At 37.7% G+C, this 12,482-nt stretch carries 13 protein-coding genes; all 13 read left to right on the forward strand.

Annotation, left to right across the window (positions count from 1 at the left end):
- Positions 1 to 4: 4 nt before the first annotated feature.
- Genes KVT27_RS02350 through KVT27_RS02410 form a run of 13 tightly spaced genes read left to right on the forward strand, consistent with a single transcriptional unit; the run spans position 5 to position 12,480 of the window.
- Complete coding sequence (locus KVT27_RS02350; RefSeq protein ID WP_235213797.1) at positions 5 to 679, forward strand: flagellar biosynthetic protein FliO; 675 nt, start codon at positions 5 to 7, stop codon at positions 677 to 679.
- Entirely contained in the window at positions 676 to 1,341 is a 666-nt protein-coding gene (gene fliP / locus KVT27_RS02355) for a flagellar type III secretion system pore protein FliP (RefSeq protein ID WP_008180752.1), read from the forward strand. The genes KVT27_RS02350 and fliP overlap by 4 nt, the downstream gene beginning before the upstream one ends.
- Before the next feature lie 13 nt (positions 1,342 to 1,354).
- The gene (gene fliQ / locus KVT27_RS02360) at positions 1,355 to 1,624 is read left to right on the forward strand and encodes a flagellar biosynthesis protein FliQ (RefSeq protein ID WP_008180750.1); all 270 of its coding nucleotides are present in this window, start codon (positions 1,355 to 1,357) and stop codon (positions 1,622 to 1,624) included.
- A 4-nt stretch (positions 1,625 to 1,628) separates the two neighbouring features.
- The gene (fliR, locus tag KVT27_RS02365; protein ID WP_008180748.1) at positions 1,629 to 2,402 is read left to right on the forward strand and encodes a flagellar biosynthetic protein FliR; all 774 of its coding nucleotides are present in this window, start codon (positions 1,629 to 1,631) and stop codon (positions 2,400 to 2,402) included.
- Position 2,403: 1 nt separating this feature from the next.
- Complete coding sequence (gene flhB, locus KVT27_RS02370; protein WP_036123995.1) at positions 2,404 to 3,492, forward strand: flagellar biosynthesis protein FlhB; 1,089 nt, start codon at positions 2,404 to 2,406, stop codon at positions 3,490 to 3,492.
- Positions 3,493 to 3,516: 24 nt separating this feature from the next.
- Entirely contained in the window at positions 3,517 to 5,547 is a 2,031-nt protein-coding gene (gene flhA / locus KVT27_RS02375; RefSeq protein WP_036123998.1) for a flagellar biosynthesis protein FlhA, read from the forward strand.
- A complete protein-coding gene (gene flhF / locus KVT27_RS02380) occupies positions 5,547 to 6,743 on the forward strand; it encodes a flagellar biosynthesis GTPase FlhF (RefSeq protein ID WP_036124001.1) in 1,197 nt (398 codons plus the stop codon). The genes flhA and flhF overlap by 1 nt, the downstream gene beginning before the upstream one ends.
- Positions 6,740 to 7,615: a MinD/ParA family protein gene (locus tag KVT27_RS02385; RefSeq protein ID WP_036124003.1), complete on the forward strand. Its 876-nt coding sequence runs from the start codon at positions 6,740 to 6,742 to the stop codon at positions 7,613 to 7,615. Before flhF ends, KVT27_RS02385 begins: the two co-directional genes overlap by 4 nt.
- Positions 7,616 to 8,770 carry a protein-glutamate methylesterase/protein-glutamine glutaminase gene (locus KVT27_RS02390; RefSeq protein WP_217580598.1) on the forward strand — a complete coding sequence of 385 codons (1,155 nt, stop codon included), beginning with the start codon at positions 7,616 to 7,618 and terminating at the stop codon, positions 8,768 to 8,770.
- 15 nt (positions 8,771 to 8,785) lie between these two features.
- Positions 8,786 to 10,858 (forward strand): chemotaxis protein CheA, encoded by a 2,073-nt coding sequence (locus tag KVT27_RS02395; protein WP_217580600.1) that lies wholly within the window; start codon positions 8,786 to 8,788, stop codon positions 10,856 to 10,858.
- A gap of 27 nt (positions 10,859 to 10,885) precedes the next feature.
- Complete coding sequence (locus KVT27_RS02400) at positions 10,886 to 11,332, forward strand: chemotaxis protein CheW (RefSeq protein WP_036124011.1); 447 nt, start codon at positions 10,886 to 10,888, stop codon at positions 11,330 to 11,332.
- A 9-nt stretch (positions 11,333 to 11,341) separates the two neighbouring features.
- Entirely contained in the window at positions 11,342 to 11,974 is a 633-nt protein-coding gene (locus tag KVT27_RS02405; RefSeq protein ID WP_008180732.1) for a chemotaxis protein CheC, read from the forward strand.
- On the forward strand, positions 11,974 to 12,480 hold the full coding sequence (locus KVT27_RS02410) for a chemotaxis protein CheD (protein WP_008180730.1): 507 nt from the start codon (positions 11,974 to 11,976) through the stop codon (positions 12,478 to 12,480). The genes KVT27_RS02405 and KVT27_RS02410 overlap by 1 nt, the downstream gene beginning before the upstream one ends.
- Positions 12,481 to 12,482 lie beyond the last annotated feature (2 nt).

A 12,482-nucleotide genomic window follows, 5' to 3' on the forward strand; every position in this document is an offset into this window, starting at 1 on the left:
GAAAATGTTAAAATCATTTCGTTTCACGATGATTTTTGCATTTCTTGTATCCTTCCTGTTTTTGTACCCGACACCAACTTCGGTCTATGCAGACTCTGATACGAATAGCGTGACAGATTGCATTAAAGACCCAGAAGCTTGTTATGGAGATACTACCGATCCAGCTGCTAAACAAGAACCAAGTGTATCAGCAGCTGGAGATATATCTGCATGGGAATACATAAAAATGGTTTTAGCGCTTATTTTTGTTGTAGCTTTGTTTTATGGTTTAATGAAGTTTTTAAATAAACGAAATTTAAACTTTCAACGTAATCAACTGATACAAAATTTAGGCGGTTTATCGTTGGGTGCACAAAAATCAGTACAGCTTTTACAAGTAGGTAAAACCATGTACTTAGTGGGTGTCGGTGAAGACGTTCAGCTATTACGTGAAATTACTGATCCTGAAGAAATAGAAGCACTGTTAGCACTTTATAACGAAAGGCAAGAACTTGCAGCAACATCACCGTATATCGCAGAAGTATTTTCTAAGTTTAAGAAAAAAGATAGAGTGAATATGCAAAATGAACAAAAGCAAGAGACATTTGGCAAACTCTTTGAAAAAAAGATATCCGAAATTAAACAGGAGCGCAGTGAAGAGATTGAGCGATGGAAGCAAAAGGAGAAGGATGATAAATGAATGATTTAGTCAATATTTTTTCCAATAGCGATCCAACCAACGTCTCAACATCCGTTAAGCTCTTACTACTATTAACCGTTTTATCACTGGCACCAAGTATTTTAATTTTAATGACATCCTTTGCTCGTATTGTCATTGTTTTATCCTTTGTGCGTACAGCACTGGCTACACAACAAATGCCACCTAATCAGGTGATTGTTGGTTTAGCCTTATTTTTAACGTTCTTTATCATGGCCCCAACCTTTCAAGAGGTCAATAAAGAGGCTTTGCAACCACTATTTTCTGAAGAAATTGGTTTAGATGAAGCTTATGATCGGGCAAGCTTGCCATTTAAAGAATTTATGAGTAAGCATACAAGACAAAAAGATCTTGACTTGTTTTTATCGTACAATCAAGCAGAAAAACCAGCATCAGTGGAAGAAATCCCACTGACAATGCTTGTGCCAGCATTTGCTTTAAGTGAAATTAAAACAGCATTTCAAATAGGTTTTATGATTTTTATTCCATTCCTAGTGATCGATATGATTGTTGCGAGTACATTAATGTCGATGGGGATGATGATGTTACCGCCAGTAATGATTTCATTGCCATTCAAAATCTTATTGTTTGTTCTGGTCGATGGCTGGTATCTCGTCATGAAATCGCTACTACAAAGTTTTTAGGGGATGATACAGTATGACAGGTGAATTGGTTATTTCCGTTGCAGAACGTGCCATTATGATTATCCTTCTAACAAGCGGTCCGTTATTATTAGTAGCTTTAATCACTGGTTTGGCTGTAAGTATTTTTCAAGCTACCACTTCGATTCAAGAGCAAACATTAGCATTTGTACCGAAAATTATCGCCGTCTTTGTGGCCATTGTGTTCTTTGGCCCATGGATGTTATCTCAAGTTACTAGCTATGCGAGAGACATTTTTGAGAATTTAACACGTTATATAGGGTGAGTCCATGAATGAATTAATTCCGCATTTAACGGTTTTCTTATTGGTGCTTGTGCGTGTTTCAGCATTTTTTGTTACGGTTCCTTTTTTTTCCTATAGAACCATACCACCACAAGTCAAAATTACTCTCGCACTGGTTTTAGCTTGGATGATGTATTATACAATTGATGTTGAGCCATTTGCATTCAATGATGAATACATATTATTAGTGATGAAAGAAGCACTTGTTGGGCTGTTACTCGGTCTAGTAGGTTATATAATCATGTCTGCCATTCAAATTGCAGGGAGCTTTATTGATTTTCAAATGGGTTTTGCCATTGCCAATATTATTGATCCGCAAACAGGAGCTCAAAGTCCATTAATCGGTCAGTTTTTTAATATGTTAGCATTCCTTTTACTGTTAGCAATTAATGGCCATCATATGATTCTTGATGGAATTTACTATAGTTATCAGTTTTTGCCTATGGATCAATTCCCTAGTTTTACAAATGAGGGCTTTCCCCAATTTATCATCACAACATTTACAGCTGTTTTTGCTATTGCATTTCAGATGGCTGCACCTGTTGTGGCTACCTTATTTTTAGTCGATTTAGCTTTAGGAATAACTGCGAAAACAGTACCACAATTAAATATATTTGTTGTTGGTTTTCCTATTAAAATAGCCGTTAGTTTTTTAGTGTTATTTACAATGATGGCTGTAATGATTCAAGTCATTCAAAAGTTGATCACTATTATGATTTACGGCATGCGTGATTTAATGGCCATTTTAGGTGGTGGATAATATGAAACTACTACTGAATTTAGATATCCAGTTTTTTTCAGGTGAAAAGACTGAGAAGGCGACGCCAAAGAAACGTCAAGATGCTCGAAAAAAGGGACAAGTTATTAAGAGTCAAGATGTAACTAGTGCCATCGTTATGCTGATGGTCTTTATCTTCTTAATTTTCTTTGCAGGTTCTTTACGGGATGAGCTATTAGCGTTTTTTAGACAAACCTTTATCCATAACATACGCATTGAAACACTAACGATTGATAGTGTGATGCACTTATTTATAGAAACATTAATACAAATGGCTTTCATTATTGTACCGATTATGGCGATAGCTGTTGTTGGAGCACTTGCAGGTAACTTTTTGCAGTTTGGCTTTTTATTTACCCTGGAGCCAATGAAGTTTGATTTGAAAAAGATGGACCCTATCAAAGGGTTGAAAAGGATTTTTTCGGTTAAGGCAATTGTTGAGTTGCTGAAATCGGTGTTAAAGATTGGCTTTATCGGTAGTGTAACGACAATTATTATTTGGACAAACTTGCCAGAAGTTTTAGCTTTATCCTTTAAAAGTCCATGGATGACGCTCATTACTGTCGGAAAGCTAGTCGGCATTATGGGCATAGCGGCATCTTTAGTTTTACTTTGTGTATCCATTTTGGATTGGATGTATCAAAAATTTGATTATGAAAAAAATCTTAAAATGTCTAAGCAAGATATTAAAGATGAATATAAAAATAGTGAGGGTGACCCGCTCATTAAATCGAAAATCAAACAACGTCAGCGCGAAATGGCGATGCGTCGTATGATGTCAGAGATTCCAAGTGCAGATGTGGTAATTACCAACCCTACTCACTATGCGATTGCGCTCAAATATGACGAGGAAAATATGGATGCACCTCGCGTAATTGCAAAGGGTACAGACTTTATCGCTCAAAAAATAAAGCTGATTGCCAAAGAGCATGACGTCATTATGGTGGAAAATAGACCTTTAGCTCGCGCCATGTACGATCAAGTTGAAATTGGTGATCCCGTACCAGAAGAATTTTTCAAAGCAGTAGCAGAAATACTCGCTTATGTTTACCGTATTAAACGTAAAATTTAAAGCTTTTTAGTAGGAGGGACACAAATGAAAGTTCGCGATATTGGGGTTTTAGGTGCGGTTATTTTAATCGTTGCGATGCTCATCATCCCTCTTCCTCCGTGGATGTTAAGTTTCTTAATTGTCATTAATATTACTTTAGGATTAATTGTACTGCTAACAGCAATGAGTATGAAGGAAGCATTAGACTTTTCTATTTTTCCTTCTGTTATTTTACTGTTAACCTTATTCCGATTAGGACTGAGTGTTTCCACAACCCGTGCGATCTTAGCAACTGGGGACGCGGGCTCTGTCGTAGAAACGTTTGGTGATTTCGTAGTCGGGGGAAATATTCTCGTAGGTTTAGTTGTCTTTTTAATTCTAGTATTAATTCAGTTTATTGTTATTACAAAGGGTGCAGAGCGGGTAGCTGAAGTAGCAGCTCGTTTCACACTTGATGCGATGCCAGGTAAACAAATGAGTATTGATGCTGATTTAAATGCAGGAGTAATTTCCGAAAAGGAAGCACGCGAACGACGTGAAAAAGTAGCGGGTGAAGCGGACTTCTACGGAGCGATGGATGGTGCCACGAAATTCGTAAAAGGGGATGCCATTGCCTCAATGGTCATGGTTATTATCAACTTATTATTCGGAATCATCATCGGGGTAGTACAAATGGGACTTCCATTTGCTGAAGCAGCAACTCATTTTTCTAAGCTAACCGTTGGGGATGGTATAGTTTCGCAAATTCCTGCCTTGCTTATTTCAACAGCAACAGGGATTGTGGTAACTCGCGCCTCTTCTAAAGGAAGTCTTGGTCAAGATATAACAGGACAATTATTTGCTCAAGCAAAGTTACTCTATGTAGCTGGAGGTACCATAGTATTACTAGGGCTATTTACACCAATCCCTAACTGGGTAACACTTCCAATAGGTCTTTCCCTAATTGCTGGGGCTTATATGATGGAACGTAAGAAACCAGAGGATGAAGAGGAATTACTTGAAATTGAAGAAGAAGTGGCAACAGATGGCATGAAGAGCCCTGAAAATGTTGTGAATTTATTAAATGTGGACCCAATCGAATTTGAATTTGGTTATGGATTAATTCCGTTAGTAGATGCTGCTCAAGGTGGGGACTTATTAGATCGTGTCATTATGATTCGTCGACAGTTAGCACTAGAATTAGGAATTGTCATCCCGGTTGTTCGTATTCGAGATAATATTCAGCTTCAACCAAATGAGTATCGAATAAAAATAAAAGGGAACGAAATGGCAAGAGGCGAACTTTTACTAGATCATTATTTAGCGATGAGCCCAGGTGATGATGATTCTATTGAAGGAATTGATACAGTGGAGCCATCATTTGGATTACCAGCTAAATGGATTACTGAGCAAGTGAAAGAGGATGCTGAAATTTATGGCTACACCGTTGTAGACCCACCAAGCGTGGTATCCACGCATTTAACTGAAATAATCCGTGCGAATGCTCATGAATTATTAGGTCGTCAAGAGACGAAGCAGTTAATAGATCACTTACGTGAAACCCATCCTATTTTAGTAGAAGAGCTGACACCGGCACCTTTATCAACTGGAGAAATCCAAAAGGTACTTGGTAAATTACTACGTGAAAATGTTTCTGTTCGTAATTTACCCATTATTTTTGAAACGTTAGCAGACTATGCAAAGGTAACTAGCGATACAGATATTTTAACTGAGTATGTTCGTCAATCATTGGCTCGTCAAATTACTGCCCAATATGTGGGAGATAGTTCGGCATTAAAAGTTATTACAGTTTCAGGTAAAGTAGAAAAAATGGTTGCTGATAGTATACAGCAAACAGATCACGGAAATTATTTAGCAATGGATCCTCAAGATTCTCAAACGGTACTAGAGACGATTGCAGCAGAAATAGAGCGTGTGTCCTTTATGGAACAATCCGCTATTATTTTATGTTCTCCGGCTGTGCGCATGTATTTACGACAACTGACGGAGCGTTATTTCCCGCAGATTCCAGTTCTCTCATATAATGAATTGGATGCTTCTATTGAAATTCAAAGTGTTGGGGTGGTGAATGTTTAATGAAAATGAAAAAATATTATGCATCTTCCATACCAGAGGCTATGAAGCAAGTGCGTGCAGAACTAGGCGAGGACGCTGTTATTTTGAATTCTAAAGTAGTCATCACGAAGAAATTTTTCGGTATGATTAAACAGAAAAGTTTTGAGGTAGTTGCAGGAGTGGATGGAGTGGAGCCAAATCAAGTGGCTCCAGTACCAACGCCTGTAGAATTACCTATCGCAACTAAGGAAAATGCGAGACTACAAGATATTACAAATGCGATTCAAGAGAAAATTCATCAAGATCAATCATCGCATGATGTAGTTAAACACGAGGACACTGGCATTTCTGAAGAATTGAGGAAGGAAATTGCAGATTTAAAATCTTTAATGCAATCGATGCATAAAAAGACTACCCAAGCTCAATATCCCGATGAACTCTTCCCCTTCATTGAATACTTAAGACAGCAAGAGCTAAATGAAGAGCTCATCACAACGATAGGTGATGAGCTTTTTATGCATTTCAAAGAAGCATCAGAAATCAATTTCTCACAATGTAAAATGGTCACGAAAAATTTACTTCGTAAGAGATTAGAAAGCCTACCTATCGGAGGATTGTCCTATGAAAGAAAATACATCAACGTATTAGGTCCTACAGGTGTGGGTAAAACAACGACGATCGCCAAAATGGCAGCTAGAGCAGTTTTAGAAAAGAAGAAGAAAATCGGATTTATTACGACAGATACGTACCGAATCGCAGCAATTGAACAGCTAAAAACGTATGCGGGTCTTTTACAGGCACCCGTTGAAATTGCTTACAACGCAACAGATTTCGAACAAGCTATCCAAAGATTATCGCATTTAGACTTAGTGTTTATCGATACAGCTGGTCGAAATTATAAAGAGGTCAAGTATGTAGATGATCTCCAACGTCTCATAAAATTTGATGATCAAGCAGAATCCTACTTAGTACTCGCGATGACTACAAAAGAAAAGGATATGGCGAACATTATCGACCAATTTAATCAGCTACCAATTGAAAAATTTATCTTCACGAAAATTGATGAAACAAATTCTATTGGCACAATGCTCAATTTAATGATTAAATATAATAAAGGACTTGCTTACTATACGAATGGTCAAGAAGTACCAGAAGATATTGAAGAAGCTGATTTAGAAGCAGTGCTTAATTTGTTTTTTCAAGGTGAAGAGAAATGAGAGACCAAGCTGAAACATTACGCTTGAAAATGATGAGGCAGCAAGGCGATTTAGGTCGAGCAATTGCAGTGGTTAGTGGCAAAGGCGGGGTTGGAAAAAGTAACTTCACGATGAATTTCGCCTTGTCTTTGGCCCAAAAGGGAAAAAAAGTTGTCATTGTAGATATGGATATTGGGATGGGAAATATCCATATTTTAATTGGGAAAAATGCTTCCAATAGTTTGAAAGATTACTTAGAAGGAAATAAACTACTAGATGAGGTAATATTTGAGGGACCCCATGGTTTAAGGTATATATCAGGTGGGTCGGGTATGACAAATATTTTTAATTGGTCAGAGACGATGTTTGAACAGCTTATACATGCATTTGAACAGCTTCAGAAAAACTATGATTATATTTTATTTGATATGGGGGCGGGTGCGACAAATTGGTCGCTAGATTTACTCACATCAATAGACGAAATTATCGTTATTTCAACTGCAGAGCCGACCGCAATTACGGATGCCTATTCGATGATGAAATATATTCATATGCGGGATGCTGATAAGCAATTTTATGTCCTTTGTAACCGTGCATTTAGTAAAGAAGAAGGCATCGAAACAAACGAGCGTTTAAAGTTAGCCATGAAACGTTTTTTAGACAAAGAAGTCACGATACTCGGTTCATTACCCGAAGATTCGATTGTGCGGAAGGCTGTGCGTGAGCAAGTCCCATTTTCACTTGCTTATCCAGACGCACTGATTTCTAAAACATTACAACTCATAGTGATTCGTTTTATGGAGCATCGTGTGGAGGAAGTACATGCACATGATCAGACAGCAAAGAAATTTTTAACGAAACTAAGAAGTATTTTTTCGAAAGGGCGTGATTAATTGGACTTTTTACATAAAAGCAAGCTATTAGTTGTGGATGATTCTGCTTTTATGAGAAAGCTAATTAGTGACTTTTTTGTTGGCAACTCGAAGGTGGAAGTAGTTGGAACTGCACGAAATGGAAAAGATGCAATCAAAAAGATACAATCATTGAAGCCATCAGTTGTGACAATGGATATTGAGATGCCTGAAATGAATGGGCTAGATGCATTAAAAGAAATAATGATACAATGTCCAGTTCCTGTAATCATGCTCTCTAGTACCACTCAGCGTGGAACAGAAAATGCTATAGCAGCTATTGAAAGTGGCGCTGTAGATTTTGTCGCAAAGCCAAGCGGAACAATATCTCTTGATTTACATAAAATCCAAACTGAGCTTGTCCATAAAGTAGAGCAAGCTGCAATGGTGCCAATATCCAAATTGAAAAAACCTTCTGGTAGTAAACGACAACAAGATTCAGTGACAAAAGTGAGTACCGTAATAAAGGATTTACAACAACATGGTCAAATGCCTATTCCCGTGAATGCTACTGCTACTAAAGTAGCTGTAACAAAGGCGCAAAATGAATGGAATAAAGTAGGTAAAAAGATTGTGCTAATAGGTACATCTACAGGAGGACCTCGTGCGCTTCAGGAGGTCATTACAAAAATTCCTAAGTCTATTCAAGCTCCTATCCTCATTGTTCAGCATATGCCTGCTGGATTTACGAAATCACTCGCTACACGTCTCGATCAGCTCAGTGAAATTGTTGTGAAGGAGGCTGAACAAGGTGATATTTTACAAAATGGGGTTGCCTATATTGCCCCAGGTGGCTATCACTTAAAGCTTAGGAAAGTAGGGACAACTTTTGGTATTGTTCTTGATAATCAAGAAGCACCAAGGTCAGGCCATAGACCATCTGTAGATGTAATGTTTGAAGATGTTAGTCAATATAAGGATTTTGATAAAGTAGCTGTGATTATGACAGGTATGGGGCATGATGGTTCAAATGGACTAAAAGCACTAAAAAAGACCGGTAATGTCATGGCCATAGCTGAGTCAGCAGAAACTTGCATTGTATATGGTATGCCAAAAGCAGCGGTAGAAACGCAACTAATTGATGAAGTTGCCGATGTAGATGATATAGCACTAACAATAATGAAATATTTGCCTTAAAAGGGGTGTCCTCTTATGGAAGTCAATCAATATTTAGAGATGTTTATCGAAGAAAGTAAAGAGCATTTACAAGCATGTAGTGAACATTTATTAGAATTAGAAAAAAATCCAGATGATTTGGCAATTGTTGGGGAAATATTCCGATCTGCCCATACTTTAAAAGGTATGTCTGCCACAATGGGTTTTGAAGATTTAGCCGATTTAACTCATAAAATGGAAAATGTGTTAGATGCGATTCGTAATGAAAAAATCCACGTAACACCAGAAATTTTAGATGTGGTCTTTGAATCTGTTGACCATCTGGAAGAAATGGTCATGGATATTGCGAATGGTGGAGATGGCAAGCGTGATGTGTCAGCAACAGTTGCTCAACTTAAGCGCATAGAATTAGGTGAGGAAGCAGTACCTGAGGTGGCAGCAACCGTTGCAGGACCAGCAGCCGTGGAAAGTGTTTTAGAATATGATAGCTTTGAACAAACAGTTATTGCACAATCATCTGAACAAGGTTTCCATGCCTATGAAATTTCAGTGAAATTACGAGAAGATTGTCTTTTAAAGGCTGCACGTGTATTTATGGTCTTCGAAATTTTAGAAAAAGACGGCGAAGTTATTAAATCGAGCCCATCTGTTGAAAAGCTAGAAGACGAACAATTTGATCAACAGTTTTATGTAGCCTATGTGACAAAAGAATCAGCAGAAGATATGCAGAAAAAGATCATGAAAGTTTCTGAGGTTGAAGAAGTTGTTGTCACAACAATAGACCAAAAGAAATTTAGTGAAAGAGAGTATGAATCACAGCAAGAAGTAGCTGCTACTGCATCGGCTGTAGCGGAAGTAGAGTCTACACCTGCTACTGTACCTTCTAAACCTGAACCAGCCACACAGCCTGCAAAAACAGCCGCACCTGCAAAGGCTGAAAAAAATCACGCGCCTGTTGGAAATAAAACGATTCGTGTCAATATTGAACGTCTTGATATTTTAATGAACTTGTTTGAAGAACTTGTTATTGACCGTGGTCGTTTACAATCTATTGCTACAGAAGTAAACCATGGTGAGCTAAACGAAACTGTGGAGCGAATGAGCCGTGTAATGGGTGACCTGCAAACCATTATTTTAACAATGCGCATGGTGCCAGTTGAAACAGTGTTCAACCGCTTCCCAAAAATGATTCGTCAGCTATCCCGAGATTTAAATAAGAAAATTAATCTTGAAATCATTGGTGCTGAAACAGAACTAGATCGTACAGTTATCGATGAAATTGGTGATCCACTTGTCCACTTAATCCGAAATTCTGTGGACCATGGCATTGAAAATCCAACATCTCGTCGTGCAAAAGGCAAACCGGAGGAAGGAACGGTTGTCCTACGTGCTTATCATAGTGGAAACTATGTCTTTATTGAAATTGAAGACGATGGTGCAGGAATTAATCGTGACAAAGTACTAGCGAAAGCTATTGCAAAAGGCATTGTGACACAAGAACAGTCTTATTCAATGTCTGATAATCAAATCAATGAGCTTATTTTAGCTTCAGGCTTCTCGACTGCAGATGTCATTTCGGATGTATCTGGCCGTGGAGTAGGGTTAGATGTTGTTAAAACAACAATTGAATCACTTGGTGGTAATATTTCAATTGAATCCACACAAGATGTTGGTTCCATCTTTTCTATCCAATTACCGCTGACATTATCGATTATTTCTGTCATGCTCGTGGAAATTGAAAAGGAAATTTATGCAATTCCATTATCATCTATTATTGAAACATCTATTATCCGTTCATCGGAGATTATGAATGCGCATAATCAAAAAGTAATCGACTTCCGTGGCAAGGTTGTACCATTGGTATTCTTAGAGGAAATCTTTGAAGTACCTCGTACAGAGTCGCAAGATGAAGAATTCCATTCAGTAGTCATTGTTCGTAAAGGTGAAAAACTTGCTGGTTTAGTGGTGGATTCCTTCATCGGACAACAAGAAATTGTCTTGAAGTCTTTAGGAAATTACTTAACAAATATTTTTGCTATTTCAGGTGCAACTATTTTAGGAAATGGTAAAGTAGCCTTAATTGTAGATTGTAACGCATTAATAAAATAAGGTGAATGAATAAGAGAGGTGTAAAAGATGACAAACGCAGTGGAACAAGAAAGTATTAAAGTAATTGTATTTCAACTAGCGAATAAGGAATATGCTATTCCGGTGTCCCATGTTCAAGGTATAGAAAAGCTAATGCATATTACGCGCGTACCAAAAACGGCGAAATATGTAAAAGGTGTTATTAATCTTCGTGGTGTCGTAACGCCGATTGTGGATTTACGTGAACGCTTTGAATTACCTATTTCAGAACATGAGGAAACAACTCGCATTATCATTATCTCACTAGAAGATATGGAAGTAGGCTTTGTTGTTGATTCAGCAAACGATGTAATTGATATTCCTGCAAGTTCGATTGAACCACAACCAGAAGTTGTTGGCTCCCTTGAGGAAGAATTTATTTCAGGTGTTGCTAAAGTAGAAAAACGATTATTAATCTTATTACATTTAGAAAAAGTATTAAATCCACTAAAGTAGGGATCGATCATGACATTTAATCAAAAGATTACCTCGCTACATTTAGATGTATTAAAGGAAATTGGCAATATTGGTGCTGCGCATGCCGCGACAGCACTTTCCAATTTACTTGGGAAAAAAATTGATATGCGTGTCCCAAAGGTAGAAATGGTGTCCTTTAACGATATGATGGAATTGGCTGGCGGATCAGAAAATGTCGTTGTTGGTATTTACCTTCGCATTGAAGGTGATGCAGAAGGAAGTATGTTCTTTATACTACCTATTGAACAGGCAAACCGTTTTATCCGTCGTCTCATTTATGATGAAACATTTGATTTTAAAAAACGACCTGTTTCTGAACTAGGATTATCTGCTATGCAAGAAATGGGAAATATCTTATCAGGTTCCTATTTATCTGCCTTATCGGACTTCACTAATTTGAAAATTTATCCAACTGTCCCAGGGCTAAGCGTCGATATGTTTGGTGCAATTATAAGTATTGGTTTAATAGAATTATCACATGTAAGTGATAATGTCATTGTTATAAATACATCCATTTTTGAAGAAGGTGTAGAAGACCATGAAACTGTGAGAGGTCATTTCTTCCTATTACCAGATCCCGACTCATTTGATGCTATTTTTAAAGCATTAGGGGTTTCCTAATGATGCTAAGTAGTAGCAGTGGGCAAGTGGTTAAAGTAGGAATTGCACAAATGGATGTAGTAAAGCTACCTAACACGATTCGAACTTCTGGTCTGGGTTCTTGTGTTGGCGTTATTTTATATGATGAGTCAAAAAAAATTGCTGGTTTAATCCATGTGATGTTACCAGATTCAAGCTTGGGAAGATCTGAGTCAATCAATGTAGCCAAATTTGCGGATTCTGGAATAGCAGCAATGATTGATCTATTAAAATTAGAGGGCGTTCAAAAGTTTAAACTAAAGGCAAAAATTGCTGGGGGCGCACAGATGTTTCAATTTACTTCGGACAAAGATTCGATGCGCATCGGTCCTCGTAATGTAGAAGCTGTCAAAAATGAATTGAAAAGGCATGGAATTCCTTTAGTAGCCGAGGATACTGGTGGAAACAGTGGTAGAACGATAGAATTTAATCCTGCCACATCATCATTACATATTCGAACAGTTAACCAAGGAGTGAGCGAAATCTAATG

Origin of the sequence: Lysinibacillus sp. GbtcB16, assembly GCF_019091145.1 — a bacterium.
GTDB classification, from domain to species: domain Bacteria; phylum Bacillota; class Bacilli; order Bacillales_A; family Planococcaceae; genus Lysinibacillus; species Lysinibacillus fusiformis.